At 64.0% G+C, this 25,607-nt stretch carries 26 protein-coding genes; 15 read left to right on the top strand and 11 right to left on the bottom strand.

Annotated features, from left to right (window positions below; genetic code table 11):
- Positions 1-44: 44 nt before the first annotated feature.
- Positions 45-818 (bottom strand): glucose 1-dehydrogenase, encoded by a 774-nt coding sequence (locus EN808_RS13765; RefSeq protein WP_135916071.1) that lies wholly within the window; start codon positions 816-818, stop codon positions 45-47.
- 216 nt (positions 819-1,034) lie between these two features.
- On the opposite strand from EN808_RS13765, the gene EN808_RS13760 reads away from it, so the two are divergent.
- Complete coding sequence (locus EN808_RS13760) at positions 1,035-2,138, top strand: histidinol-phosphate transaminase (RefSeq protein ID WP_135916070.1); 1,104 nt, start codon at positions 1,035-1,037, stop codon at positions 2,136-2,138.
- A 129-nt stretch (positions 2,139-2,267) separates the two neighbouring features.
- A complete protein-coding gene (locus EN808_RS13755; protein ID WP_135916069.1) occupies positions 2,268-3,551 on the top strand; it encodes an FAD-binding oxidoreductase in 1,284 nt (427 codons plus the stop codon).
- Between the two features lie 24 nt (positions 3,552-3,575).
- On the opposite strand, the gene EN808_RS13750 is transcribed toward EN808_RS13755, so the two are convergent.
- Together EN808_RS13750 and EN808_RS13745 are read right to left on the bottom strand one after the other, a co-directional pair.
- Complete coding sequence (locus tag EN808_RS13750) at positions 3,576-4,382, bottom strand: SDR family NAD(P)-dependent oxidoreductase (RefSeq protein WP_127870485.1); 807 nt, start codon at positions 4,380-4,382, stop codon at positions 3,576-3,578.
- Entirely contained in the window at positions 4,379-5,233 is an 855-nt protein-coding gene (locus EN808_RS13745; RefSeq protein ID WP_127870484.1) for an NAD(P)-dependent oxidoreductase, read from the bottom strand. Before EN808_RS13745 ends, EN808_RS13750 begins: the two co-directional genes overlap by 4 nt.
- A 235-nt stretch (positions 5,234-5,468) precedes the next feature.
- Between EN808_RS13745 and EN808_RS13740 the strand changes: the two genes are divergently transcribed.
- Genes EN808_RS13740 through EN808_RS13730 form a run of 3 tightly spaced genes read left to right on the top strand, consistent with a single transcriptional unit; the run spans position 5,469 to position 7,940 of the window.
- Complete coding sequence (locus tag EN808_RS13740) at positions 5,469-6,113, top strand: isochorismatase family cysteine hydrolase (protein WP_127276138.1); 645 nt, start codon at positions 5,469-5,471, stop codon at positions 6,111-6,113.
- A 44-nt stretch (positions 6,114-6,157) separates the two neighbouring features.
- Positions 6,158-6,706, top strand: a complete 549-nt coding sequence (locus EN808_RS13735; RefSeq protein WP_127276136.1) for a MarR family winged helix-turn-helix transcriptional regulator — start codon at positions 6,158-6,160, stop codon at positions 6,704-6,706.
- Positions 6,707-6,746: 40 nt separating this feature from the next.
- Positions 6,747-7,940 (top strand): amidohydrolase family protein, encoded by a 1,194-nt coding sequence (locus tag EN808_RS13730; RefSeq protein ID WP_135865006.1) that lies wholly within the window; start codon positions 6,747-6,749, stop codon positions 7,938-7,940.
- Positions 7,941-7,961: 21 nt separating this feature from the next.
- On the opposite strand, the gene EN808_RS13725 is transcribed toward EN808_RS13730, so the two are convergent.
- Positions 7,962-8,546: an amino acid synthesis family protein gene (locus tag EN808_RS13725; protein ID WP_127870482.1), complete on the bottom strand. Its 585-nt coding sequence runs from the start codon at positions 8,544-8,546 to the stop codon at positions 7,962-7,964.
- The gene (locus EN808_RS13720) at positions 8,543-9,127 is read right to left on the bottom strand and encodes an amino acid synthesis family protein (protein ID WP_127870481.1); all 585 of its coding nucleotides are present in this window, start codon (positions 9,125-9,127) and stop codon (positions 8,543-8,545) included. The genes EN808_RS13725 and EN808_RS13720 overlap by 4 nt, the downstream gene beginning before the upstream one ends.
- 256 nt (positions 9,128-9,383) lie before the next feature.
- Between EN808_RS13720 and EN808_RS13715 the strand changes: the two genes are divergently transcribed.
- The 6 genes from EN808_RS13715 (at position 9,384) to EN808_RS13690 (ending at position 16,040) form a co-directional block, all read left to right on the top strand.
- On the top strand, positions 9,384-10,388 hold the full coding sequence (locus EN808_RS13715; RefSeq protein WP_127870480.1) for a BMP family ABC transporter substrate-binding protein: 1,005 nt from the start codon (positions 9,384-9,386) through the stop codon (positions 10,386-10,388).
- Between the two features lie 104 nt (positions 10,389-10,492).
- The gene (locus EN808_RS13710) at positions 10,493-12,058 is read left to right on the top strand and encodes an ABC transporter ATP-binding protein (protein ID WP_127278031.1); all 1,566 of its coding nucleotides are present in this window, start codon (positions 10,493-10,495) and stop codon (positions 12,056-12,058) included.
- Positions 12,058-13,098 carry an ABC transporter permease gene (locus tag EN808_RS13705; RefSeq protein WP_127870660.1) on the top strand — a complete coding sequence of 347 codons (1,041 nt, stop codon included), beginning with the start codon at positions 12,058-12,060 and terminating at the stop codon, positions 13,096-13,098. The genes EN808_RS13710 and EN808_RS13705 overlap by 1 nt, the downstream gene beginning before the upstream one ends.
- Positions 13,086-14,072, top strand: a complete 987-nt coding sequence (locus EN808_RS13700) for an ABC transporter permease (protein WP_127870479.1) — start codon at positions 13,086-13,088, stop codon at positions 14,070-14,072. The genes EN808_RS13705 and EN808_RS13700 overlap by 13 nt, the downstream gene beginning before the upstream one ends.
- A 10-nt stretch (positions 14,073-14,082) precedes the next feature.
- A complete protein-coding gene (locus EN808_RS13695; RefSeq protein WP_135865004.1) occupies positions 14,083-15,096 on the top strand; it encodes a nucleoside hydrolase in 1,014 nt (337 codons plus the stop codon).
- Between the two features lie 11 nt (positions 15,097-15,107).
- Positions 15,108-16,040 carry a nucleoside hydrolase gene (locus tag EN808_RS13690; RefSeq protein WP_135916068.1) on the top strand — a complete coding sequence of 311 codons (933 nt, stop codon included), beginning with the start codon at positions 15,108-15,110 and terminating at the stop codon, positions 16,038-16,040.
- A 3-nt stretch (positions 16,041-16,043) separates the two neighbouring features.
- Here EN808_RS13690 and fghA read toward each other — a convergent pair whose 3' ends face one another.
- From fghA to EN808_RS13660, 6 genes are all read right to left on the bottom strand, one after another.
- The gene (gene fghA, locus EN808_RS13685; RefSeq protein ID WP_135865000.1) at positions 16,044-16,901 is read right to left on the bottom strand and encodes an S-formylglutathione hydrolase; all 858 of its coding nucleotides are present in this window, start codon (positions 16,899-16,901) and stop codon (positions 16,044-16,046) included.
- A 209-nt stretch (positions 16,902-17,110) separates the two neighbouring features.
- Positions 17,111-17,671, bottom strand: a complete 561-nt coding sequence (gene msuE, locus EN808_RS13680) for an FMN reductase (protein ID WP_135864998.1) — start codon at positions 17,669-17,671, stop codon at positions 17,111-17,113.
- 300 nt (positions 17,672-17,971) lie between these two features.
- Positions 17,972-18,991 (bottom strand): NADP-dependent oxidoreductase, encoded by a 1,020-nt coding sequence (locus EN808_RS13675; RefSeq protein ID WP_135864996.1) that lies wholly within the window; start codon positions 18,989-18,991, stop codon positions 17,972-17,974.
- Between the two features lie 25 nt (positions 18,992-19,016).
- Positions 19,017-20,342, bottom strand: coding sequence for an LLM class flavin-dependent oxidoreductase (locus EN808_RS13670; protein ID WP_127870475.1), 1,326 nt, complete (start codon positions 20,340-20,342; stop codon positions 19,017-19,019).
- Between the two features lie 98 nt (positions 20,343-20,440).
- Complete coding sequence (locus EN808_RS13665; RefSeq protein WP_135916067.1) at positions 20,441-21,556, bottom strand: alkene reductase; 1,116 nt, start codon at positions 21,554-21,556, stop codon at positions 20,441-20,443.
- Positions 21,557-21,589: 33 nt separating this feature from the next.
- Positions 21,590-21,880 carry a metalloregulator ArsR/SmtB family transcription factor gene (locus tag EN808_RS13660; RefSeq protein ID WP_135916066.1) on the bottom strand — a complete coding sequence of 97 codons (291 nt, stop codon included), beginning with the start codon at positions 21,878-21,880 and terminating at the stop codon, positions 21,590-21,592.
- A gap of 74 nt (positions 21,881-21,954) precedes the next feature.
- Here EN808_RS13660 and EN808_RS13655 point away from each other — a divergent pair, with 74 nt between their 5' ends.
- The 4 genes from EN808_RS13655 to EN808_RS13640 all read left to right on the top strand — a co-directional run bounded on the left by EN808_RS13655 (position 21,955) and on the right by EN808_RS13640 (position 25,601).
- Positions 21,955-22,389 carry a hypothetical protein gene (locus EN808_RS13655; protein WP_245525073.1) on the top strand — a complete coding sequence of 145 codons (435 nt, stop codon included), beginning with the start codon at positions 21,955-21,957 and terminating at the stop codon, positions 22,387-22,389.
- Between the two features lie 92 nt (positions 22,390-22,481).
- Positions 22,482-23,453, top strand: a complete 972-nt coding sequence (locus EN808_RS13650; RefSeq protein WP_135916065.1) for an SDR family oxidoreductase — start codon at positions 22,482-22,484, stop codon at positions 23,451-23,453.
- Between the two features lie 10 nt (positions 23,454-23,463).
- Positions 23,464-25,176: an HAD-IIB family hydrolase gene (locus tag EN808_RS13645; RefSeq protein WP_135916064.1), complete on the top strand. Its 1,713-nt coding sequence runs from the start codon at positions 23,464-23,466 to the stop codon at positions 25,174-25,176.
- 107 nt (positions 25,177-25,283) lie between these two features.
- Positions 25,284-25,601 (top strand): hypothetical protein, encoded by a 318-nt coding sequence (locus EN808_RS13640; RefSeq protein WP_023771230.1) that lies wholly within the window; start codon positions 25,284-25,286, stop codon positions 25,599-25,601.
- The last annotated feature ends 6 nt before the right edge of the window (positions 25,602-25,607 follow it).

Here is a 25,607-nt window from a genome sequence, read left to right as displayed (position 1 = left end):
CACATCTGCGCAAGACATTCAATTCGAAACATCGGCGATCTACGTCAGACCGAAGCAAGGAACCCGCCGTCCACCGGAATGGACTGGCCGGTTATGTAGGCGGCGGCATCGGAGGCTAGGAACACGGCGATGCCGTGCAGATCGCGCAGATCGCCGAAACGGTGCTGCGGAATCTTGGCGAGCATTGATTGCCGCCATGCCTCATTGCCGTAAAACACCTCCGTCATCGCCGTCCTGAAATAGCCCGGGGCAATGGCGTTGACCCTGATGCCAAGCTGCGCCCACTCCGCCGCGAGAGCCCGTGTCATGCCGAGCAGACCCGACTTGGAAGAGCCATACGGCACCGCCGTTGGAATGCCGACTTCTGACGTCAGCGAACAGAGGTTGATGATGGCGCCGGGCCGGCCAGCATCCCGCATCTGCCGCGCCGCCGCCTGGGCACAGAAGAACGCCCCCTTGAGATTGGTGTCGACGATCCGGTCCCACAGCGCCTCGTCGACATCGAGCGATGGCCGGACCTCTTCCACCCCGGCATTGTTGACGAGAATGTCGAGGCCGCCAAGCAGACGGGCTGCCTCGGCAGCAGCCGCGCGGCACTGGCCGACGTCGGTCACGTCAAGAGCAATGGCGTGCGCAACCCCGCCGCCCGCGCGAATGCCCGCCGCTGTCTCATCAAGCGAGTCCACGCTACGCGCCGTGACCGCGACGTCGGCGCCGGCGGCGCTCAGCGCCTCGGCGATGCTGCGGCCAATGCCGCGGCTGGCACCGGTGACCAGCGCCTTCCTGCCAGAGAGGTCGAAAAGAGCAGCGTTGCGCATATGATCCTCCTTGGCCGCTCCGGTTGCGTGGCACGGAGACTATCAGATCGACTTACATATACAAGCATATACAAACAGCCTCGAGTGCGATAGTGGTGACGTCGTCCGCCGCACGCGCGACCACATAGCTGGCTCTTTAATACGAGATGCCACGGGCGGCGATTGTTCGAGGTTTGTCTGGCGACAATAATCGGCCGGCGATGGAGGAGACCAGACATGTCCAACGCTTCAGACATGGTCCGCACCGAAGTCACGCGCCTGTCGCCTTACAATTCCGGGCTGACCATCGCCGAGGTCATGTTGCGATACGCCCCGGCCAGGATCGCCAAACTGGGCTCGAATGAAAACCCGATCGGCCCTAGCCCGACCCTGGCCAAGATGATGCAGGGCGGCTCCGAAATGTTCCGCCTTTATCCGGATCCGGCCGGGCGCGAACTGCGGCAGGCCATCGCCACCAGACATGCGGCCGGCGAGGATCAGGTCATCCTCGGCAACGGATCGGAAGATCTCCTCTCCGTCATCAGCCGTGCCGTCCTGCGGCCCGGCGACGTCGTCGTCACGCTCTATCCATCGTTCCCGCTGCACGAGGACTATGCGACGCTGATGGGTGCAAGCGTCAACCGTGTAACCGTCAACGGCGATCTCAGCATCAATCTCGACGCGCTGATCGAGGCGGTGCGCGAACGGCCTCGCATGCTGCTGTTCTCGAATCCGATGAACCCGGCCGGCAGCTGGCTCTCCGGCGGCGATCTGTCGAGGCTCCTGGACGCTGTCAGCGACGAGACGCTGATCGTCGTGGATGAAGCCTATGCCGAATATGCCGAGGGAGACGACTATGTTTCGTCCCTGCCCTGTCTGAGCAAACGCGATCAACCCTGGATCGTGCTGCGGACATTTTCCAAGGCGTTCGGACTGGCAGGGCTGCGGATCGGCTTCGGCATTGTCGGCGACCCGCAATTGCGCGCGTTGCTCGACAGGGTGCGCACGCCTTTCAACGCCAATGGCGTCGCGCAGGCCGCCTCGCTTGCGGCGCTCGCCGATGAGGAGCACTTGGCCAAGGTCGTCGCGCTGGCCAGGACGGAGCGGGCACGCGTCGAGCGTTTCCTGGCGGGCAAGGGCCTCGAAGTCGCTTCGTCCAGAGGCAACTTCCTGTTCTTCGACTGCCGGCAAGATGCCACTGCCTTCGTCGAAGGGCTGCTGCGGAACGGCGTCATCGTCAAGCCATGGAAACAGGCAGGCTTCGACACTTATGTGCGCGTCAGCATCGGCTCGCCGTCGGAGAACGACCACTTCATGGCCGCCCTGTCGCAATTGTTGTGATTTCCCGACGCCACGCAGAATTGCCTGGCGTACCCGACACCAAAGTCTGGGTCTGCCACGCGCGCAAGATATCGGGCAATTGAAAGCCAGATATCTCAAGCCAGCCGCCTTGTCGTAAGAGCCTCGTCCATGCCCGCAAGCAGCCCGCCCAGGAGCCTCTATCGCGATACGGCCGGCGGCACAGCCAATTACCCTGCCCTTTCCGGGGCGCACAGGGCAAGGGTCGCCATCGTCGGCGGTGGCTTCACAGGCCTTTCCACCGCCTTGCACCTGGCGGAAGCCGGCGACGAAGTCTGCGTGCTCGAGGCCCATCAGCCGGGCTGGGGGGCGTCGGGCAGAAATGGCGGCCAGGTCAATCCCGGTCTCAAATACGATCCCGACACGATCGAGGCGATGTTCGGCCCCGATCTCGGGCAGCGGATGATCGACTTCTCCTACGGTGCGCCGGATTTCACCTTCGGCCTCATCAAGCGCCTGTCGATCGATTGCGAGGCCCGGCAAAACGGCACCATACGCGCGGCCATCCGGCCAAAGCCGGCAGCCGCGGTGCGGGCCACGGCAACGCAATGCAAGCGGCGGGGGATGCCGGTCGGCTTGCTCGACGCAACGGCGATGGCGGCGCGAACCGGCACCGACAGATACATATCCGGCATGTTCGATGCCCGCGGCGGCGACCTTCATCCCTTGAAATACACGCTCGGCCTGGCTGCCGCCGCGCGGAAGGCCGGCGCGCGGATATTCGGCGGCAGCGAAGTCCTCTCGCTGAACAGGCAGGCCGGACGCTGGGTCCTCAAGACGGCAGACGGCTCTGTCAGCGCCGAGAAGGTCCTTGTCGCGACCAACGGCTATACCGGCGACCTGTGGCCGGGCCTGGAGCAGTCGCTCGTTCCGGTGTTCAGCGCCATCGCGGCGACCGAACCGCTGTCACCAACGGTCGCGGCCGCAATCCTCCCTCAAAGGCCCGTCGTTTACGAAGCCGGCAATATCACCGTCTATTACCGCGTCGATGCGCAAAACCGGCTTCTCATGGGCGGCCGGGGACCGATGAGACCCATCGGCGATGCTTCCGCCATCCGCTACCTTACCGACTATGCGCTACGGCTCTGGCCGGTGCTTGCTGGAACCGCGTGGACACATGGCTGGAACGGCCGGGTCGCCATCACCAAGGATCATCTCCTGCACGTTCACGAGCCGGAGGACGGCATCCTGATTTGCCTTGGTTACAATGGCCGTGGCGTCGCCATGGCCTCTGCGATGGGCAATGCGCTGGCAAATCGCCTTCGCGGCGACGCGACCACGCCCTTCCCGATGCCGATATCGGGGCTGAAGCCAATCCGGTTCCATCGCTTCTGGCCGCTTGGCGTCAAGGCGGCGATCCTTTCGGGCCGGGTGAAGGACCGATTCGGCCTCTGACGAGAAGAGCCCGCCCGGCATCTCCTAGCGAACCTTCGGAAACGTGTCGCCGGCCGGCGCGTTGGCCCAGCTCTGCAAGGTCTGGCCGCCGTCGATCAGCCAGTCGACGCCGGTGACGTGCCTTGCCTCGTCCGAGGCGAGGAAAGCCACCGCCGCGGCGACATCGTCCGGTTGGCCGATGCGGCGCAACGGAATCCGGTCGGCGAAATGCTGGACGCTGCTCTTGAAATCGCCCTCCCCAGAAGCCGGCACGCCGAGCGTCGTCTCGATGACACCCGGACAGATGGCGTTGACCCGGATGCCGTAAGGCGCGGCATCGAGCGCCGCGACCCGCGTCAGTCCGACCACGCCATGTTTCGACGCGACATAGCCGGCGCCGCCTGACAGGACGTCCCAACCGGCCATCGACGATCCCATATTGACGATCGAGCCGCCGGTTCCGGCCTTGATCATGGCCTGGAGCGATGCCTGCAAGACGAGGAAGATACCGCGCAAATTGATGCGGATGACGGCGTCCCAATCCTCCACCGGCAGCTCGTGCACGGGAGCGACGACACCGGAAATCCCGGCATTGTTGAACACCACATCCAGCCCGCCGAAGGCCTCGACGGCCGTTTCGACGGCGCCGCGCACGCTGTTCTCGTCGGTGACGTCGGCCTCGATGGCGATGATTTTTTTGCCAAGCGAGCTGGCCAGTTGCCGCGCCGCCGCGCCGTTGCGGTCGACGATCGCGACCCGCGCGCCTTCGTCGAGAAAACGCCGGACCGCGGCGCTGCCAATGGCGCCGGCACCGCCGGTGACGAGGACTTTCTTCCGGTCGAACCGCTTCATCCCTGGGTCTCCGGCTTTGGATAGGAACGCCATGAGTGCCGCGGCTCGAAGCCGATCGTTTCGCGCGCATGGGCCGTATCGAGCACCGAACCGAAGCCCGCAATCGGCCGCGACAGCGGGACAGCTGGATAGACCCGGCGCACGAGCGGCTCGCTTTCCTCCTCCATGAAGGTGTCGGCGGCGCTGAGCAGGACGCGCAGATGGCCACTGCCTTGCCACTCGAGCGCCCGCAGAAAGCCTTGACCGGCATCGCGCGCGTCGAGATAGCTCCACAGGTCGCGGGCACTGTCGGCGGTGGCGCGGCGCGGACCGACGCCGGCGAAGAAGGACTGCGGGGTCTGGATCCACGGCATGCGGATGCTGACGGCTGAAAACGCGCCGCGGCGCACCGCGGCGTCGACGATCTCCTCACCCAGCCATTTCGACAGGCCGTAGGGATCCTGCGCACCGACCGGATGGTTCATATCGACCGGCAGATAAGGCGGAATGACCGTCTTCTCGAAGAAGGGATAGCCGAAGACGCTGAAGGACGAGGCATAGACGAGGCGCCTGGCGCCGGCCAGGGCAGCGGCCTCGACGACATTGTAGGCGGTCGCGATGTTGGTCTTGAACACCTCGCCGCCGGCCCGCCCGGTTGGGCGCGGGATCGCCGCCACATGCACCACGGCATCGCAATCGCGTACCAGCTGCAGGGTCGATCCCAGATCCGTCAGATCGGCGGTGGCGTGCCGCCATGCCGCGCCGGCGGGCGCCACCGCGTCGATGCCCAGCACATCGTGGCCGGCCGCAACCAGGGCCTCGGCCACATGGCGCCCAAGCAGACCGCTGGCCCCGGTGATGATTGTCTTCATATCACAGCCCTCGGCCCGGCAAACTTGGCGATCTGAATATCATTGATGGTCATACAAATCGAGCACATGATTGCCACCTCTTGTCAAGGCCATGTCGCGCCGGACAAATAGCGCATACGCTGGTGCGACCAACGTGCGCAAGGCTGGCGGTCACCGCTTTGCGTCGAACGGGATTGACTTGGCATTCGCCAGGGTTTTTTGTATGAGCATCAACGATCGACCCAAGGAGACCGCCATGGCCGTGGACGTCTTTTCCTCACACCGGCACGACGACGCGATGCGCCTCGATCGGCACCGTGCGGCGATCGTGGTCATCGATATGGTCAATGAATTCTGCAAGCCCGGCGGGGCCATGGTCCTGCCTGGCTATGAGACGCTGGTCCCACCGCAACTGGCTGTCATCGAGGCTGCGCGCGCCGCCGGCGTCCCGGTGATCTGGGTTCACGACGCGCACCGGCCGGGCATGCGCCGCGAGCGCGAATGGGTGAAGCGCACGCCGCATTGCGTGGAAGGAAGCTGGGGACCTGAAATCATCGAGGACCTGGGTGCCCGCGACGATGAGATCCACGTGATCAAGCGCCGCTACTCGGCCTTCTTTCAGACCGACCTCGACCTGACGCTCAAGGACATGCAGGTCGACCAGCTGGTCATATTCGGCGTGGTCACCAATATCTGCGTGCGCTCGACCGTCCACGACGCTTTTTTCCAGGGCTATGAAGTGGTGGTGCCAAGCGATTGCTGCGCGGCGACGGGACCGCGCGAGCAGGAAAGCTCGCTCTACGATATAGCGACTCATTTCGGCGTGGTCAGCGGTTCGGCTGATGTCGTCGCGGCTCTTCGCGATGGAGCCTCACTGCAACCGGCTGAAGTTGCGGCTTGAGCCCTGGAGTGAGCAACATCCAAGACAGGCAACAGGAGTCCGGTTTGACGACCGAAAAGAAATCCGAGAAAGACGCGACACCGAAGCGGCAGCGCGGCAAGGCGCCGCCGCTGAGCCGCGAGCAGGTGCTGCAGCAATACGCGCAGACCGGATACGCGTTGGACCTCCATCCGGCTCACGTCATCCGCAAGGCGCATCAGCGCGCGACGCTGCGGTTCCAGCAGGTGATGGCGGGCGAAGACCTTTCGCCGACCCAGTTCGCCGCGCTTGCCACGATCCTCAAACATGGCGAGGTCTCGCAGAACCACCTCGGCCGGCTGACGGCGATGGACCCGTCGACCATCAGCATCGTGATGCGCAAGCTGCTCAAGCACGGACTGATCACGCGCAGCGCCTCCGACACCGACCAGCGCCTGTCGATGATCGCTCTGACCGAGAAGGGGACCGAGTATACGCTCGAACGGCTTGAACGCAGCGTCGAAGTCGGGCGCCGCTTCCTGTCGCCGCTTTCACCCGCCGAGCAGGCGACGTTGCTCCGCCTGCTCACGCGCATCAACGACGACGATCCATCGAATGGCGACAGCGGCAAATAGGCCGCGTCGGGACGTTCCATACCAGCAGAAGTGAGAACCGATGTCGTCCGACCCCAAGTCGTCTGCCAACACGCTCGTCGTCCGCAATATCGGCCTGATGCTGAGCGGTGACCTCGGCCGACCGATCCTCGAGGCCGACACCATTGTCGTTGCCGACGGGCGCATTTCCGCCATCGGCAAGGCAAGCGAGGTCGACGGCGGCAATGCGGCGACGATCATCGACGCGATGGGCTGCGCCGTGGCGCCGGGGCTCATCGACAACCATGTCCATCCGGTCGCGGGCGATTGGACGCCGCGGCAAAACCAGATCGGCTGGATGGATTCGACCGTGCATGGCGGCGTCACCACGATCATTTCGGCGGGAGAGGTCCACACACCGGGCCGCCCGCGCGACCTGGTCGGGCTGAAGGCGCTGGCGATCGCGGCGCAGAGGACCTTCTCCAACTTCCGCCCCAACGGCATGAAGATCCTGGCCGGCGCTCCCATACTGGAACCAGGCCTAGTCGAGGAGGATTTCCGCGCCCTCGCCGAGGCCGGCGTGACGCTTGTCGGCGAGGTCGGGCTCGGCGGCGTCAAGGACGGTCCGACCGGCCGCCAGATGATCGGCTGGGCGCGCAAATACGGCATGACCTCGATGACCCATACGGGCGGCCCATCCCTGCCCGGCTCCGGCCGCATCGGCGCCGATGTCGTGCTGGAGGTCGATGCCGACATCGTGGCTCACGTCAATGGCGGACCGACGGCACTGCCGGAAGCTGAGATCCGGCAGATCTGCGAGAACGGCTCGCGCGCGCTGGAAATCGTCCACAACGGCAATCTGCGCACCGGCCTGTTCGTGCTCGAGCTGGCAAGGCAGCGCGGCGAACTTTCGCGCGTCATCCTCGGCACCGACAGCCCAGCCGGATCGGGCGTGCAGCCGCTCGGCATCCTGAGGACGCTGACGATGCTCGCTTCGCTGGGCGGTATCGCCCCTGAAGTGGCGTTCTGCCTTGCCAGCGGCAACACGGCGCGCGTGCGCGGACTGGCTGACCGCGGCATCATCGAGGTCGGCCGCGCCGCCGACCTCATCTTCATCGACCAGGCGATTGGTGGCGCCGGTGACGGACTGCTGGACAGCGTGGCGCTCGGCAATCTGCCGGGTATCGGCATGGTGATCATCGACGGCGAGGTGCGCACCAACCGCAGCCGCAATACTCCGCCGGCGATGCGGGTGCCGGAAGTCAGGGCGGCGTAGCGGCAGCCACCTGCGAACGCATCAACTTACGCCGTCCTTGCCGACGATCTTGTCCGTGGTCAGCCCGCCGACACGCGGATGCGGCCTGCCGGAATCGGTGACGGCGATGGCGACGACGATCTCGTCGGCACGCGGTGCGTCGGGAACGCGAACCTCCATGCCGTCGAAATGGCTGCGCACCCGCGCCGCGTCCTTGTGGCCGAGCGGAATGTCGAGCGGCACGCCAAGGCCACCGCGCTTCTTCGATGAGGGGATGAGCGCGGCCCCCTTGCCGAGCACATCGCGGAACGGGGCGCCGAGCGTTGGATGAAGGATGGCGGCGGCATGTTCAAGCTCGCCATCGGCGCCGACGGCGGCGGCCTTGCCGAAGCTCTCGACCTGGTCACCGCCAATGCCGAGGGCCGCGACGGCCCGCCTGGGCAAGATGTCGCCCAACGCCTCACCAACGACACTCAGCGCCGACAGATCCTCGACAAAAGTGCCGGCATAGGGATTGCGGATCACCGCGATCACCGCGGCGCGACGCGTTGGCGGATCGACGGGGCGGCCGCCTTCGATCAGGGTTTCCTCGACGATGGTAATGACGCGGCGGATTTCAGGGCTCATCGCAAGCCGTCCTCGCCCTTGATATCGGCTGCCGCCAGGCCGCCGACCCGAGCGTGAACGCGCGCCCCGGTGGTCATCGCCAGGATGACAGCCATCTCGTCGCTGCGCGGCGCATCGCCGACGCCGATCTCGATGGCGTCGAAATGGCTGCGCACATAGGAGGCGTTTATGTGCGTTATCGGAATGTCGATGCGCGTTCCCGGGCCACCGACCTTCTTGGTCGACGGCACGATAGCCTTGGCGTTGCCGAGAAGTTCGCGCATCGCGTAGCCGCCCGGATTGTGCCAGAGCGCACCGTGTTCGAGCTCTCCGGCGGCGCCGACGACGGCGCCCTTGCCATAGCCTTCGATGGCTGAAACCCCCTCGCCCATGGCGTCGATCAGGCGCCGGGCCATGTCGAGGCCGAGCGGCTTCAGGTCCTCCATGAATCCGGTGATCTCTTCCACGTAGCGTCCGGCAAATGGGTTGGCGATGACCGCCACGATCGCGCCGCGCTTGGGCGGGCGGGCCGCGAGGGGGCCGCCCTCATGGAAGATCTCTTCGACCTGAACCAGAAATTTCCTGACCACAACAGCCGGCATGGCGCGTTTCCTTCGTCCCGTCGTTCTGATGAAACTCGTTAGAGTACCAACAATTATGCATCGCCGATATTTGTCAAGCGTCGACAAGGACCATGCGGACAAAGCGGTGAGAAAACTGCACCGGAGGACGATTGACAGCCTGTTTGGCCGCTCATAAACTCATATGACCATCAACGAACTCGCCAGTGTCCCGGCGATATTTAGGGGATGGTCAAGGCGTGGCTTCAAAAGCTGAAAAAAGCTGAAGGGGAATGACATGACAAGGGCACTCAAGAGTTTGTTTCTGGCCGGCACGATGCTTGCCGTTTCGTTGGGATCGGCCGCCGCACAGTCCAAGGTTTCCGTGGCCGCCATCTCGGGATATTTCGCACAGGGCTTCGGCGTTTCGATCGTCAACGGCCTCAACAAGGCCAAGACCGATTTCGGCATCGACCTCAAGCTGGTCGACACCGGCAATCGTGCCCTCGACTATGAGGAGCAGTTCGAAAACCTCGCCAAGGGCAAGCAATACGACCTCATCTTCGTGATGGGCTGGGAGTTGGTGGACTCGTTGCAGAAGGTCAGCAAGGAATATCCCGACCAGCGCTTCGTGTTCATCGACGGCGTGCTCGACAATCCCAAGATGATCTACGCCAACTTCGCCGAGGAGCAGGGCTCGTTCGTCGCCGGCGCGCTGGCCGGCATGGTCGAGGCCAAGGGCAGTGAATTTCCCAAGATCGGCGACGGCAAGGCAATCGGTTTCGTCGGCGGCCGCGATATCCCGGTGATCCGCAACTTCCTCGGCGGCTACGAGCAGGGCGCAAAATATGCCGCGCCCGATGTGAAGGTGAATTCCGTGTTCGCCGGAACCTTCGACGACCCGGCCAAGGGCAGCGAACTTGCCCAGGCGCTTTACGGCCAGGGCTCCGACATCGTCTACAACGTTGCCGGCCCGACGGGTGAAGGCGTGATGCAGGCAAGTGCCGCCGCCGACAAATATTCGATCGGCGTCGATATCGACATGTGCGGCACGGCTCCCGGGAATGTGCTCGGCAGCATGTTGAAGCGGGGCGACATCGCGGTCTACACGCTGATCAAGGACGAAGTCGGGGGCCACAAGGTGACCGCCGGCACCCGCACGTTCGACCTCGCTTCGGGCGGTGTCGAGTTCAAGGTGTGCGACGATATTGCCCCCACGATCCCGGCCGACGTGACCGCCAAGCTGGACGACATCAAAAAGGGCATCGTCGACGGCAAGATCGCGATCACCAAGGCGAAATAGGCCAACACCAGCGCATCCCTCCCAAGAAAGCGCTACGCTGATCCGCCGCGGCTTGCCGCGACGGATCAGCGTCCAGTTTATGTGAGCCCCCAATCTGGGAGAGCATCGTGTCGAACGCGCCGGGGTCACCGCCCCTCCACAGCACCTCCGCGATGGCCGTCGAACTGGCTGCCATCACCAAGCGGTTTGGCGCCTTCATCGCCAATGACGGCATCGACCTGGTCGTACGCCGGGGCGAAATCCACGCCATCATCGGCGAGAACGGCGCCGGCAAGACGACGCTGATGAACATCCTGTTCGGCCTGCTCCAGCCGGACGAGGGCTCGATCCGGCTGAATGGCGAGACGACCGTGGTCGCCGATCCGGCCGCCGCGATCAAGGCCGGGCTCGGCATGGTGCACCAGCATTTCAAGCTGGTGCCTTCGCTCTCGGTCGCCGACAACGTCTTTCTCGGCATGGAAATCCGCCGTCATGGATTGATCGACCATGCCGCCCAGATCGAACGCACACGCGACCTGTCGAAGCGTTTCGGGCTGCATGTCGACCCGACGGAGCGCGTCGGACTGCTCTCGGTCGGCATCGAGCAGCGCATCGAAATCCTCAAGGTTCTGGTGCGCGGCGCCCGCACCATCATCCTCGACGAGCCGACCGCCGTGCTGACGCCGCAGGAGAGCCGTGAGCTGTTCCAGACACTGCGCAGTTTCGTGGCCGAAGGCATGACGGTGATCTTCATCTCGCACCATCTGGAAGAGGTGATGGAGGTGTCCGACACGGTGACGGTGCTGCGCAACGGCAGGAAGGTGGCAACTCGTCCGACATCGGAACTCAGCAAGGACGAATTGGTGCGCATGATGGTCGGCCGCGAGGTCAGTTTCGACCGCCGGCCGCGCGCGGCGCTGCATGGCGGCGCCGTCCTCGAGGTCAAGGATCTGTGGGCGCGTGACGACCGCCGGCTGCCGGCTGTTCGCGGCGCCAGTTTCACCGTTCGCGCTGGCGAAGTGGTGGGAATCGCCGGCGTGGCCGGCAATGGGCAGACGGAGTTGGCGGAGGTGCTTTCCGGCCTGCGGCCGGCAAGCCATGGCGAGGCATGGCTGAAAGGCCGGGATCTCACCATGCTTTCCCCAGCCGCGATACGCGAGGCGGGCCTTGCCCATGTGCCGGGCGACCGCATGGTGCGCGGGGTCGATCGCAATGCGTCGATCGCGGCAAACACGCTGATGGGCCGCCAGCATCGTGCACCGTGGAGCCGCGGCGGCGTGCTGGACTGGAAGGCGATCGCCGGGAATGCCGGAGCGCTGATCAAGAGCTTCGATATTCGCGCGCAAGGGTCGGGCGATCCCGTCAAGCGGCTGTCGGGCGGCAATATCCAGAAGGTCGTGCTGGCGCGCGAATTCACCAATGGTGCCGACTTCCTGCTGATCGATCAGCCGACGCGCGGCGTCGACATCGGCGCCCAGGAGGCCATCCATGACGAGATCATGCGCCAGCGCGCGGCCGGCCGTGCGATCCTGCTGATTTCCGTGCAGCTTGATGAGCTGGCGGCGCTTGCCGATCGCATCCTGGTGATGTTCAACGGGCGGATCATGGGCGAAGTCGCCGGTGATGATGCCGACGAGGACCGTATCGGCATGATGATGGCGGGCGTGTCGCCTGAGCTGGAGCCCGCATGATGAATGACCGCTTGCGCGCCTTTTCCGGTCAGATCATCGCCATCGGCGTTGCCTTGCTGCTGGGAGCCATCATCATCCTCATGGTCGGCGAAAGCCCGGTCCGTGTCTTGATGACGCTGCTGCGCGGCGCCTTCGGCGACCAGGAGAAAATTGCCGGTACCTTGCTGCAGACGACACCGATCCTGATTTGTGGCGTCGCCGCCTGCATCGGGCTGCGCGGCGGCATGTTCAATGTCGGCATCGAGGGCCAGCTTTTCCTGGGCGGATTTGCCGCCGCCTGGGTCGGCTTCAGCTTTTCCCTGCCGCCAGGCATCCATACGCTGGCTGCGCTGGCGCTCGCGATCGCCGCAGGTGCCGCCTGGGTCGCCATCCCTGCCTATTTCCGCGCCCGCTACAACACCAACGAAGTGGTCTCGACGATCCTGTCGAACTACATCGCCGTTCTGCTCACCTCCTATTTCACCATCTTCCTGTTCAAGCGGCCCGGCGGCTGGTCGGAGACACCGCCGATCCTGGCGACGGCCTATCTGCCTGAGATCTTTTCATTCTCGCGGCTGAACTGGGGACTGGCGATCGGCCTGCTGCTGGCGGTCGGCGTCGCGCTGGTCTTCCGCTACACCAGCTGGGGCTACGGCGTGACCATGGTCGGTTCGGCGCCGAAATTCGCCGAATATGGCGGCGTCAACGTGAAACGTCAGGGCTTCGTGGTCCTGCTGCTTTCGGGCGCCGTCGGCGGACTGGCCGGCGGCGTCGAGACGCTCGGCGTGCACCACCGGTTCATGGAAGGCTTTGCGCCTGGCTTCGGCTTCGACGGGCTGATCGCCGCCCTGCTCGCCAACGGCTCGCCGGTTGCCACCATCGTCACGGCGCTGTTCTTTGGCGCGCTGCGCAGCGGGTCGCTGCTGCTCGAGGTCGATACCAGCGCGTCACGCGAAATCATCACCGTGATCCAGGCGTTGATCATCCTCAGCGTGTCGGCGCAGGTTCTGATCAAACGCCGCGGCGACAGCCAGGCGGGGGAGCGGCGATGGAAATTCTAGATAAGCTCATCAACGTCGCGCTGATCGCGGCGACGCTGCGCACCACCGCGCCCATTCTCCTGGTCGCTCTTGGCGGGTCGTTCACCACCAAGGCCGGCATCTTCAACATCGGTCTCGAGGGGCAGATGCTGGCCGGCGCCTTCTTCGCCGTCATCGGCTCGATCTGGACGGGTTCGGCCTTCGCGGGTGTCGCCTGCGGTGTGGCCGCAGCACTTGCCTTCGCGCTCGCCTTTGCCGTTCTGGTGGTGACCTTCCGGGCCAATGAAGTGGTCGTCGGGCTGGCGCTCAACATCCTCGCCGGCGGCATGACGATCTCGCTGATGAAAGCGATTTTCGGCACGCGCGGATCGATCGTCGGTCACGGCATTGTCGGCCTGCCGAAGGTGCAGATACCCGGCGCGCAGGCACTGCTCGGCTCATGGGCGCCGCTGATCTCGGGGTTCACGCCGATCGTCTATGTCGCGTTCATCGCGGTGCCGCTGCTGGTGCTGTTCTACAACCGCACCCGGCTCGGGCTCTATATCCGCGTCGTCGGCGAGAAACCCGAGGCGGCCGAGGCGCTCGGCATCTCGATCACCCGCGTCCGCTACATCGCCTCGCTGCTGTGCGGATTGCTGGCGGGGCTGGCCGGCGCGCATCTGTCGCTCGGCTACATCACCATGTTCACCGAGAACATGTCTTCCGGCCGCGGCTTCATGGCGGTGGCGATCCTGATCTTCTCCAACGGCGATCCGCTCAAGGTGCTGGCCGGCTGCCTGCTGTTCGGCTTCGCCGACGCCTTCTCGCTGCGCCTGCAGACCTTCGGGTTTCCGTCCTATCTGGTGCTGACCGTGCCCTATGTCGTGGCACTGACGGCGCTGTTCGTGCTGTCCTACCAGGCACGGCCAAAGATCATCAAGGAGACGCTGGCGTCGATGCAGAAACTCTTGTCGACGGACAGGAACAGCGCCTCGGTCGACAAAAATCCGCAATGAAGGAACTCCCATGGAACGCATAATCCTCGACGTGGATTCCGCCGGCGACGACATTCTGGCCGTGCTGTTTGCCGCGGCGAACCCGAATGTCCGGCTCGAAGGCGTGACCACGGTGACCGGCGCGGCAGGCCCGATCGAGCAGGTCACCAATGTCGTGCTCAACACGCTGACGCTTGCCGGGCGCGACGACATCCCGGTTCATGCCGGCGCCTGGCGGCCGATCGTCGGCAATGCCAAGGCCGACATGGAGGCGCCGGTCCATTTCGAGAAGCGGCTCGTTGCCCGCTTCGGCGACCGGCTGAAGAAGTTCAACCCGCCGGCGCCGACCCCGTCGCGTCAGGCGACGCCGGGGCATGCCGTCGATTTCATCATCAATACCGTAATGGCCAATCCGGGCGAGATCACGCTGGTGACCACAGGCCCATTGACCAATGCGGCGATGGCGCTGCTGCAGGAGCCGCGCCTGACCGGCGCGCTGAAGCGGCTCATGGTGCTGGGCGGCAACTTCCAGACGCCCGGCAACATCACGCCGCTGTCGGAATACAACATATGGGCAGATCCTGAGGCCTCGCGCATCGTGCTCAACGCCGACGTCGACAAGATCCTGGTGCCGCTCGACATCTGCGAGGACAACCGCGTCGCCGCCTCGATGCTGACGCGCGACGACATCGCCGACATGCAGGCCGTGGCGCGGAAGAATGCCGTCCTGGAGATGATCACCGACAGCTTTCCGATCTACATCGACATCTGGCGCGAGTTCTTCGACCTCGTCGGCTTCCCGATGGATGACGTCATCACCGTGGCGCTGGCCTTCGACCCGGCCTTGGCCACGATGACCGAACCGCTCTTCGTCGATGTCGTGCTGGACGGGCGCCTCGCGCGCGGACAGACGGTTGCCCATCGCGGCCGGCAACTGCTGCCCGGCGGCGGACCGAAGACCACGCGCATCTGCACCGATCTCGACGGCCGCCGCTTCCTGAACATCTTCAAGCAAACCATCGCGCGCTACGAACAAGTGGCGTGAGGACCGATAAAATGACCCTTGCAACTCCCATCCTGTTCGACTGCGATCCCGGCCACGACGACGCCATTGCGCTGGTCATGGCGCATCGCTCGCCGGCCATCGAACTCGTCGGCGTCACCACGACATGCGGCAATGCCGAGGTCGAGAAGACGACCGCCAACGCCTTGCGCATCCTGGAGTACATCGGCGCCGGCGACGTGCCGGTCGCGCGGGGGTGCCACCGTCCGCTGGCGCGGCCGCTGGTCCTCGGCACCGCCGACGGCCCGAGCGGCCTCGAGGGCTCGCCCTATTTGCCGCAGGCCACGATCAAGCCGGTCGACCGGCACGCTGTCGATTTCCTGGCCGACAAGCTCCGCGCCGCGCCCGAGCCGATCCTGGTCGTCGCCACCGGCCCGCTGACCAATATCGGCCTGATGATCCTCAAGCATCGCGACGTGCTGCCCAAGATCAAGGAACTGATCTGGATGGGCGGTGTGTTCTACCGCAAGAGCGAGATCATCACGCCGACGGAATTCAATGCCTTATGCGACCCGGAGGCGCTGAAGATCGTGCTGGACAGGGGCGTACCGATCCTGATGGTCGGCCTCGACGTCACCATGCAGGTGCTGATCGAGGCGCCGCAATATGCCGAGCTTGCCACGATCGACACGCCGCTCGGCAAGCTCGTCAACGACTGGCTACTGTTCTACGAGAAGCTGCATCGCAACTCGATGGGCGTCGGCGGCGCCATGCACGACCCGTTGGCTCTGGCGCTCGCCATCGACCCGACACTGGTGCGCACGCGCCCGGCCCATATCGGCGTCGATCTGTCGGGCACCTATGCGTTCGGCGCGACGGTTGCCGATTTCTGGAGCGAGCGCGGTGAAAAAGACAATGCGCGTATCGCCTATGAGGTCGACGCCGACCGTTTCTTCAAGCTGATGTTCGACCTGCTGCGGGACTAGACTTCAGACTTCAGCATCCAACAATCTCTGGGCGTGCCATCTCAGATGGTCGTCCATGAATGTCGAAATGAAGAAATACGAGTGATCGTAGCCGTCCTGCATGCGCGGCGTCAGCGCAATACCGGCCTTGGCGCAGGCCGCTTCCAGGAGCCAGGGCCTCAGTCCGTCGTCGAGAAATCCATCCGATGTCCCTTGGTCAACGAATAACTCGGGGAAGCGGTGGCCATCCTCGATGAGCAAGGTGGCATCGTAGCGCCGCCATGATTTCTCGTCGGAACCGAGATATTTTTCGAAGGCCGGCTTCGACCAGCCGGCGGTGCTGGGCTGCACGATCGGCGCGAAGGCCGAACAGCTCTTGAAGCGTTCGGGATTCTTCAGCGCGATGGTCAATGCGCCATGTCCACCCATCGAGTGGCCGAAGATCGCCTGACGCTTCATGTCGGCCGGAAATTCCGCTGCGATCAGCGCCGGTAATTCCTCGGTGACATAGGAATACATGCGATAATTCCTGGCATAGGGTTCCTGCGTCGCATCGACATAGAATCCGGCGCCGCTGCCGAACTGCCAATTGTCCTTCTCGTCGGGAATATCGGCGCCGCGGGGACTGGTGTCGGGACAGACGACGATCAGGCCGAGCTCGGCGGCCACACGCCTGTACTCTCCCTTGTCCATGACATTGACGTGGGTGCAGGTGAGACCGGAGAGGTACCATACGACAGGGCAAGGTCTTTCACGGGCCTGCGGCGGCACGAAGACGGCAAACGTCATGTCGCAGGCGCAGACTTCCGAAACATGGGAATAGACGCCCTGCACGCCGCCATGCGACCTGGCAGCGGAGATGATCTTCATCCGATCCGACATGTGTTTCTTCTCCGCCAACGGAAAACGTGATTCACCGCCGCTTGTCTACGGCATCGGCTGGGACCACGGCAACCGTGACGGATTGGACATTTGGATTGCTGGCTACGTCCGATTGCTACCCCGGACGGCCAAGAGGTTCAGGCAGCGCCTGGAAGTCGCACCACCGCGCGCCTGACGAGGTTGGCGCGCGGGATATATTCCGGAGCACGCTACTCGGCAGCGATCCTGGCGCGCTGCCTGCCGAAGAGCGCCAGGCCGACATCGTCAACCGCAAGGCCGACGCGGGCCCGGATCGCTTCGGATGCCAGCACGCCGTCGACGAAATCCTTCTCCGAGGCGTAGACGGCCGTCGGCAGCGCAAAGGCTTCAAAGAAGCCGAACAGCGGCCGCAGCTGATGCTCGACGATCAGCGCATGGCGGTCGCCGCCGCCGGTCGCCGCCAATAGCACCGGCTTGCCCCTGAGGGCGGCCGGGTCGACGAGATCGAAGAAATGCTTGAACAGACCGGTATAGCTGCCCTTGTAGGTGGGCGAGCCGACCACCAGGACATCGGCGGCCAGGATCCGCTCGAGAATGGCGCGGGCCTGTCCATCCAGGTCGCGCGTCCCTTTGGCACCGCCAAGACTGGGACCGAGATCGACGATGTCATGGGTGCTGGCGGAGAGGCCGTATCGCCCGGCAATCTCCGTCACGATATGGTCCACGAAGCCACGGGTCTTGGAGGGCCGCGTGAAATTGCCGGAGAAGCCGACAATGGCCGGATTGGTCATGATGGACGCCTTGTTGTATGTTCGAGCCAGTGTGCCAGAATGTCCATAGTTTTTATAGACATTGGTATCGAACGAAAGGAATTGACGATCGCCGTAGGACGAAATCGGAGAAGATTTTTCTTCCCGGGACGCGCTGAAGAAGAAGCATGGCGGTGTCTGGCAGCGCGCGCATCAATCTGCTCGACGGGATTGCCTGCGGGGGCGAGCCCGGCCATGAAGCGGGCCGGCAGGCACGGAAGTGTATCGCCACGCTCTCATTCCTAAAAGACTGCCTCCCGAAATTGGCCGTCCGGGAGATGACTATCTCGCGACCCGCACAATGAGCTTGCCGAAATTCTTTCCTTCGAGAAGCCTCAGAAAAGCTTGTGGCGCATTCCCTATGCCGTCCACGATATCTTCCCGGTACCGCACACGCCCGGACGCTATCCATTCGGCCATCTCGCGATAGAAGGCTGGGCGTTGATCGACAAATTCGCGCTGGATAAAGCCCCTTATCGTCAGGCTGCGATGCAGCACCTGCTGCATCAGCGCCGGAAGCCGGTCGGCGCCGGAATCCGCAGGGATGTTGTACTGCGCGATCAATCCGCAGACCGGAACACGCGCGAACTCGTTGAGCAGCGGAAACACCGCATCCCAGACCGGACCGCCGACATTCTCGAAGTAGACGTCGATGCCTCCGGGACAGGCAACCTTCAGTTGCTCGGCAAAATTATCGGCGCGATGATCGACAACCGCGTCGAAGCCGAGTTCCTGGCGCACGAAGGCACATTTTTCGGGGCCGCCGGCAATGCCGACCGCACGAGCCCCCTTGATGCGCGCGATCTGGCCGACGGCCGATCCGACCGCGCCGCTGGCGGCCGCCACGACCACGGTCTCGCCGGCCCTAGGCCGTCCTATGGTGAGCAGGCCGGCATAGGCGGTGAAGCCCGGCATGCCGAGCACCCCAAGCGCGGTGGTGACGGGCGCCGCCGCAGGATCAAGCTTGCGCAGGCCGACGCCGTCGGACACGGCAAAGCTCTGCCATCCCGAGTGGGACAGCACGATATCGCCCTCGGCGAAGCCGGCATGGCGGGATCTGACGACACGAGCCACCGTGCCGCCCTCCATCACGCCGTCGATCTCGACCGGCTTGGCATAGGACCTGGCGGCGTTCATGCGGCCGCGCATATATGGATCAAGTGACAGATAGAGGATCTGCAACAGCAGTTCGCCCTCCCCCGGCTCGCCGATGGCGACGGACTCGACGCGGAAATCGCTCCGCTTGGGCCGGCCTTGCGGCCGCGCCGCGAGCACGATGCGGGTGTTCGTCAGCGTCGACATTGCATAGCCCTCCCCGGATGATGTTCTACGCGAAGAACCTGTTGGGAGGCCGCTTCAGGCCGAGGTTCTCGCGCAGGGTCGATCCTTCATATTGCTGCCTGAATATGCCCCGCCGCTGCAGTTCAGGCACGACCTTGCCGACAAAATCATCAAGTCCGGCGGGCAGATAGGGAAACATGACGTTGAACCCGTCGGAGCCCTCGGCGACGAGCCATTCCTCCATGTCGTCGACGATGGTCCCTGGCGTGCCGACGAAGGCAAGGCCGGAATAGCCGCCCAGCCTTTGCGCGAGCTGCCTGACGGTGAGCTTCTCCTGGCGCGCCAGTTCGATGACGCGCTCGCGGCCGCTCCTGCTGGCGTTGGTTTCGGGAATGTCCGGCAAGGGCGCGTCCGGGTCGAAACCGGACGCATCATGCCCGAGCGCGATCGACAGCGAGGCGATGCCGCTTTCATAATAGACGAGGCTGTCGAGCCTGGCTCGCTTGGCCTGTGCTTCCTCGGCGCTGTCGCCGACGATGACGAAGGCGCCGGGCAGGATCTTGATGTCGTCGCGCGAGCGGCCGAGTTTCTGCGCCCGGCCCTTGACGTCGGCAAAGAAACGCTGCCCGGCGGCGAGGTCGGCATGCGCGGCGAAGATGACCTCCGCCGTCTCGGCCGCCAGTTGCCGTCCGGCTTCCGACGCGCCGGCCTGGACAATGACGGGCCAGCCCTGCACCGGCCGAGCGATGTTGAGGGGGCCCCGCACCGAAAGATGCTCGCCCTTGTGATCCAGCACATGCAGCCTCGCCGGATCGAAATAGAGCCCGCTTTCAGGATCGCGGATGAAGGCGTCGTCGGCAAAGCTGTCCCACAGCCCCGTCACGACATCGTGGAACTCCCGCGCCCGCCGGTAGCGCTCATCATGCTCGACATGTTCGTCGAGACCGAAGTTCAGCGCCGCGTCGGGATTGGACGTGGTGACGATGTTCCAGCCGGCGCGGCCGCCGCTGATATGATCGAGCGAGGCGAAGCGGCGCGCGACATGATAGGGCGCGTCGAAGGTCGTCGATGCCGTGGCGACCAGCCCGATATGATCGGTGACGGCGGCCAGCGCCGACAGCAGCGTGAATGGCTCGAACGACGTCACCGTATGGCTGCGCCGCAGCGCTTCGATCGGCATGTTGAGCACTGCCAGATGGTCGGCCATGAAGAAGGCATCGAACTTCGCCGCCTCAAGCGTCTGGGCGAAGCGCTTCAGATGGGCAAAGTTGAAATTGGCGTCCGGATAGGCGCCGGGATAACGCCAGGCGCCTGTGTGCAAACTGACCGGGCGCATGAACGCGCCGAGCCGCAGCTGCTTTTTATGTGTCATGGGCTGGGCATCCCGAGCGGCATTGAGTGATCGGTCGAAGTTCCGGTATCGCGGGATTGACCGCGATCCGCCAGAACTTCGGTTCAGTCGGCGACCTGCTATGCCGCCGTCGGATAGTCCGTATATCCCTTCGAACTGCCCCCGTAGAATGTATTGCTGTCGGGGGCGTTCAGCGCGATGCCTTGTTGTAATCTGCCTACGAGATCGGGATTGGCGATGAACAATTTTCCGAAAGCGACCAGATCGACACGCCCTGCCTCAACCGCGGCTTCCGCGAGTTCCCTGTCATAGCCATTGTTGACCAACCAGGCGCCGGCGCCGCCCGCATCGCGGTAGGCCGCCTTGAAGGCGGCATAGTCGAACGGCCGCTCGCCTTGCTGGAAATCACGGGCCCCACCTGTCGCGCCTTCAATGACATGGACATAGGCCAATCCATGACGGCCGAGTTTCCTGGCCACGTATTCGAACAAGGGCTGGGGTTCGGGATCGGAGGAGTCATTGGCCGGCGTCACCGGCGAGAGCCGAATGCCGGTCCGGCCGGCGCCGACTTCCCCGACGACCGCCTCCACCACCTCCAACAGGAAGCGGGCACGGTTCTCGATCGAACCGCCATAAGCATCGGTCCGATGATTGCTGCCCGAACGCAGGAACTGGTCGAGAAGATAGCCATTGGCCGCGTGGATCTCGACGCCGTCGAAACCGGCGACCTCGATTGCCGCTTTCGCCGCACGCCGAAAATCCTGCACGATACCCTGGATCTCGCCTTCCTCAAGGGCCCGCGGCTCGGACGTCTCGGCAAAGCTGCCGCTGCCGTCGGCACCCACCAGGAAGGTCTTGGATTTCGCGCGGATCGCCGACGGCGCAACTGGCTTGCCGCCTCCCGGCTGCAGCGATGTGTGCGAAATCCGACCCACATGCCAGAGCTGAACGACGATCTTGCCGCCTTCGGCGTGCACTGCGTCGGTGACCTTCTTCCACCCGGCGAGCTGTTCTGGCGCGTAAAGACCCGGCACGTTCGCATAGCCCTGGCCCTGATGAGTGATCGCGGTCGCTTCGGTCACGATCAGGCCCGCGGTGGCACGCTGGCGGTAATAGGTGACGGACAGATCCCCTGGAACCGCATTCGGCGAGCGATTGCGCGTCAGCGGCGCCATGACGATGCGGTTGGCGAGGGCGAGGTCGCCGGCCGCTATCGGGTCGAAAAGTGTGGTCATCGGAAGGCCTTTCATACTCAAGCAAATGCAGGTTCAGATATCGGAGAGCGAAGCGCGGAAAGCGGCGATCGTTTCGTCGTTCCGCTTGTAGAAGACCCATTGACCAAGGCGGCGTGTGGTCACCAGATCCGCCGATGAAAGCGTGGCGAGATGGGCCGACACGGTTGATTGCGACAGACCGCAACGTTCGAACTGCCCCGCGCAAACGCCCATGGCCAGTGGATGTTCCTGGCTCGTGAAATGCATTTCCGGCTCTTTCAACCACTTCAACATTTGGCGCCGAACCGGATGGGCCAACGCCTTCAGGATGGCATCGTGATCCATGAATTCCCCGTATATCGCCAGTAGCCGATATTTATATCGCGCTTATGCGATCCGTAAGGAACGACATTCTGTTTTTGCCGGCCGATGCGAAACACTTGCCCTGCCGGCACAGCCTGCATCGCGGTTCAAGGGCGTTTGTTCGGAACCTGATCGGCCCGCGGCTGTTTTGCATTCAGGCAAACACGGAGGCAGCCATGGCACGCGACAGGACCGAATATGAAACCGGAGCACGGAAATATCCCGCCAGGACCGGCCCGGATCCGAGCGACGATTTCTCGCTCGATGCGGCAGGCAACAAGCCGCCGGCAGGCGGAATGGGGCTCACGCGACCGGCGGATCAGACAAATGAAGAAACACATCAGTCCGAAGGCCAGAACCCGTCTGGCAAGGCGACACCCAGCCCTGCAACCGAAAAGACATCCGGTGCGGGCCCGGCGATCTCCGAACGTTCGAAGGACGCGAAGTCTCCAAGATCGGGCCGCCAACCCGGCGCCTATGTCAAGGACTGACGCGGACGGGCGGCGACACATTTCGACAAGCTTATGCGTCGCGCTGACCTTTCGGTTTGGCGCGCGAACTTTCTTCAGCCGAGGAGACAGCCATGGAGACAAAATCCCGGACCGCCGGTGAAGCCGCCAAGCAGCGCCATATCCAGCGCGGCGTCGATGCCAGGGACAAATCGAAGCGCAACGGCAAGGCGGAGCACGCCATGCAGGCAGGCGCGCGCACCTATCCCGAGCCGCCCTTCCCCAAGCAACATCAGGCCAAGCCCGGGCATGAAGCGGCGATCGAACCTGCCCCGCTCTACGATGCTCCCTATTATCTCGGATCAAGGAAACTCGAGGAAAAGGTGGCTCTCATCACCGGCGGCGATTCCGGCATCGGTCGCGCGGTGGCGGTATTGTTCGCCCGCGAAGGCGCCGATGTCGCGATCGTCTACCTGGCCGAGGACAGGGACGCCGAAGAGACGAAATCCGCCGTCGAAAAAGAAGGTCGACGCTGCATCCTGATCAAGGCCGACGTCAGCGAACGGCAGGATTGCCACGATGCCGTGGCGGCCACGGTCAAAACATTCGGCCGCATCGACGTGCTGGTCAACAACGCCGCCTTCCAGATCCATTCCAGCGACTTCAGCGACCTGACCGAAGAACATTTCGACACGACGCTGAAGACCAATCTCTATGGCTATTTCCATATGGCACAGGAAGCGGTGCCGCACATGAAGCCGGGCTCGGCGATCGTCAACACCGGTTCGGTTACCGGCATAGACGGCTCGAAGCAACTGGTCGACTATTCGATGACCAAGGGCGGCATCCATGCCTTCACGCGCGCGCTTTCGGGCAATCTCATCGCCAAGGGCATCAGAGTGAACGCGGTCGCGCCTGGCCCGGTGTGGACGCCACTCAATCCGTCCGACAAGCAAGCCGGCGACGTCTCGAAATTCGGCGCGGACACGCCGATGAAACGGCCGGCACAGCCGGAGGAACTGGCTCCGGCCTATGTGTTCCTGGCCTCTCCGCACTGCTCGAGCTACATCACCGGCGAGATCCTGCCGATCGTCGGCGGCTACTGAGGTCATCGCAATGTATTTCATTGCCTTGGCGACCGATTATGACGGGACGCTCGCGCATGACGGGGCTGTCTCCAAGAAGACGCTCGCCGCGCTGGAGCGGTTCAAAAAAAGTGGCCGTAAACTGCTTCTGGTCACCGGACGCGAGCTGCCCGACCTCAAGCGCGTGTTTCCCAATGTCGGCCTGTTCGACAAGGTCGTCGCCGAGAACGGTGCCCTGATCTACACCCCGGCGAGCGAGGAGGAGCGGGTGATCTCGCTATCGCCGGAGCCCAAATTCGTCGCCAGACTGAAAAAGCAGGGGGTGAAGCCACTTTCGGTGGGACGTTCGATCGTCGCCACCTGGGAGCCACATCAGGCGACCGTGCTCGAAGTCATCAAGAAGATGGGGCTCGAGCTCGAAATCATCTTCAACAAGGGTGCGGTGATGATCCTGCCGAGCGGGGTCAACAAAGCCACCGGGCTGGCTGCCGCGCTCGAGGATCTTCGCCTGTCGCCGCATAATGTGGTGGGTATCGGCGACGCCGAGAACGATCATGCCTTCCTGCAGGCCTGCGGCTGCAGCGTTGCAGTCGACAATGCCATTCCCGCGGTCAAGAGCACCGCAACCCTGGTCACGAGCGGTGCACGCGGCAAAGGCGTCGAGGAACTGATCGCCAAGCTGATCAAGCGCGACCATGGGATCGTGCCGAGGCGCCACGACGGCATTGTTCTGGGATCGTCAGGTGGCGACGACATCTATCTGTCGCCGACCGACAGCGTGCTCATCGCCGGCAGTTCGGGCATCGGCAAATCCACCCTGGCCACCGCGCTGACGGAACGCTTCGTCGAGAACCGATTTCAGTTTTGCGTCTTCGACCCTGAGGGCGACTATGATGGCCTCGAGGGTGCGGTTCGGCTGGGGGACGGATCGAGCGCGCCCACAAAGGCGCAGGTGCTGGATCTGGTCGCCAAGGCCGACAGCAATGTCGTCGTCAACGGGCTTTCGCTGCGTGTCAACGAACGGCCTGATTTCTTTGCCGACCTGCTGCCTGGCCTTGGCAGCTTCCGCCGCCGCACCGCGAGACCGCATTGGCTGGTCATCGACGAAGCGCACCATCTTCTTCCGAAGCGGCGCGACGATACGCGCTCCGTGCTCTCCCTGGAACTGCCGGGAACAATCCTGATCACCGTCCATCCCGAAGCGATTTCGACCGACGCCCTGCGCCTGGTTACGGCCGTTATCGCCCTTGGCCCGACGGCGAAGGACGTGGTGAAGGCCTTCTGCCGCGAGACCGGCATCGAGCCACCGAAGGACATTCCCACGCCCAAGGGCGACCGGGTTCTTTTCTGGCGGCCGCAGGTGCGCAAAAAACTCACGACGGTCAAGGTGATCGAACCTCGCCAGTCTCTCAAGCGCCACAGCCGCAAATATGCCGAGGGCCAACTCGATGAGACCGGCAGCTTCTATTTCCGCGGTCCCGACGATGCGATGAACCTGAGGGCCCATAATCTGATGATCTTTGCCCAGATGGCCGAAGGCATAGACGACAAGACCTGGGAGTTCCATCTGCGCGCGGGCGACTATTCGAAATGGTTCCGCCACCAGATCAGGGACAAGGACCTCGCCCGCGAAACCGCCGAGGCGGAAAAGGACAGGAAGCTTTCGGCGGAAGAGAGCCGCAAACGGGTGCTCGATGCCGTACGGCGGCGCTACACCGCACCAGCGACGGCGCCTGAGGAGTAGCAGCCAGGCCGCGGTCATGGGCGATGCCGGGAACGGCGGTTCGCCGACCGCGTTGGAACCCGGGCGCCGGCCTAACGTTCAACCTCCAGCGAGAAGGAGTAGCGATCATGCCACGAGGCGAGAAATCCAAATACACCGACAAGCAGGAACGCAAGGCCGACCATATCGCCGAAGGCTATGAGAAGCGTGGCGTCTCCGACAAGGAAGCCGAGCGCCGCGCATGGGCAACGGTCAACAAGGACGATGGTGGCGGCAAGAAGGAAGGCGGCTCCGGGCGTGGCAAGCACACGGGCCATCCGGCAGCGCACAAGGGCGGCAAGAGCGGCGGAAAGGCGTCGGCTTCCCGATCGGCCGCGAGCCGGTCCGAATCGGCAAAGAAGGCGGCGGCGACGCGCAAGAGGAATGCCGAACACCACGCCCACTGAACGGCT

It is taken from the genome of Mesorhizobium sp. M8A.F.Ca.ET.165.01.1.1, from assembly GCF_004792065.1.
In the GTDB taxonomy this organism is placed as follows: Bacteria; Pseudomonadota; Alphaproteobacteria; order Rhizobiales; family Rhizobiaceae; genus Mesorhizobium.
This window is presented reverse-complemented; position numbering and strand designations above follow the sequence as displayed.

Coding starts and splice junctions, on each gene's coding strand:
- EN808_RS13660 (WP_135916066.1), bottom strand. CDS start 21,880: ATGGATCACGATGCCATCCTGAAGGCGTTGGCCCATCCGGTTCGGCGC.
- EN808_RS13650 (WP_135916065.1), top strand. CDS start 22,482: ATGGAGACAAAATCCCGGACCGCCGGTGAAGCCGCCAAGCAGCGCCAT.
- EN808_RS13755 (WP_135916069.1), top strand. CDS start 2,268: ATGCCCGCAAGCAGCCCGCCCAGGAGCCTCTATCGCGATACGGCCGGC.
- EN808_RS13715 (WP_127870480.1), top strand. CDS start 9,384: ATGACAAGGGCACTCAAGAGTTTGTTTCTGGCCGGCACGATGCTTGCC.
- EN808_RS13695 (WP_135865004.1), top strand. CDS start 14,083: ATGGAACGCATAATCCTCGACGTGGATTCCGCCGGCGACGACATTCTG.
- EN808_RS13720 (WP_127870481.1), bottom strand. CDS start 9,127: ATGCCGGCTGTTGTGGTCAGGAAATTTCTGGTTCAGGTCGAAGAGATC.
- EN808_RS13640 (WP_023771230.1), top strand. CDS start 25,284: ATGCCACGAGGCGAGAAATCCAAATACACCGACAAGCAGGAACGCAAG.
- EN808_RS13725 (WP_127870482.1), bottom strand. CDS start 8,546: ATGAGCCCTGAAATCCGCCGCGTCATTACCATCGTCGAGGAAACCCTG.
- EN808_RS13665 (WP_135916067.1), bottom strand. CDS start 21,556: ATGACCACACTTTTCGACCCGATAGCGGCCGGCGACCTCGCCCTCGCC.
- EN808_RS13750 (WP_127870485.1), bottom strand. CDS start 4,382: ATGAAGCGGTTCGACCGGAAGAAAGTCCTCGTCACCGGCGGTGCCGGC.
- fghA (WP_135865000.1), bottom strand. CDS start 16,901: ATGTCGGATCGGATGAAGATCATCTCCGCTGCCAGGTCGCATGGCGGC.
- EN808_RS13740 (WP_127276138.1), top strand. CDS start 5,469: ATGGCCGTGGACGTCTTTTCCTCACACCGGCACGACGACGCGATGCGC.
- EN808_RS13645 (WP_135916064.1), top strand. CDS start 23,464: ATGTATTTCATTGCCTTGGCGACCGATTATGACGGGACGCTCGCGCAT.
- EN808_RS13670 (WP_127870475.1), bottom strand. CDS start 20,342: ATGACACATAAAAAGCAGCTGCGGCTCGGCGCGTTCATGCGCCCGGTC.
- EN808_RS13730 (WP_135865006.1), top strand. CDS start 6,747: ATGTCGTCCGACCCCAAGTCGTCTGCCAACACGCTCGTCGTCCGCAAT.
- EN808_RS13745 (WP_127870484.1), bottom strand. CDS start 5,233: ATGAAGACAATCATCACCGGGGCCAGCGGTCTGCTTGGGCGCCATGTG.
- msuE (WP_135864998.1), bottom strand. CDS start 17,671: ATGACCAATCCGGCCATTGTCGGCTTCTCCGGCAATTTCACGCGGCCC.
- EN808_RS13700 (WP_127870479.1), top strand. CDS start 13,086: ATGGAAATTCTAGATAAGCTCATCAACGTCGCGCTGATCGCGGCGACG.
- EN808_RS13760 (WP_135916070.1), top strand. CDS start 1,035: ATGTCCAACGCTTCAGACATGGTCCGCACCGAAGTCACGCGCCTGTCG.
- EN808_RS13690 (WP_135916068.1), top strand. CDS start 15,108: ATGACCCTTGCAACTCCCATCCTGTTCGACTGCGATCCCGGCCACGAC.
- EN808_RS13675 (WP_135864996.1), bottom strand. CDS start 18,991: ATGTCGACGCTGACGAACACCCGCATCGTGCTCGCGGCGCGGCCGCAA.
- EN808_RS13705 (WP_127870660.1), top strand. CDS start 12,058: ATGAATGACCGCTTGCGCGCCTTTTCCGGTCAGATCATCGCCATCGGC.
- EN808_RS13765 (WP_135916071.1), bottom strand. CDS start 818: ATGCGCAACGCTGCTCTTTTCGACCTCTCTGGCAGGAAGGCGCTGGTC.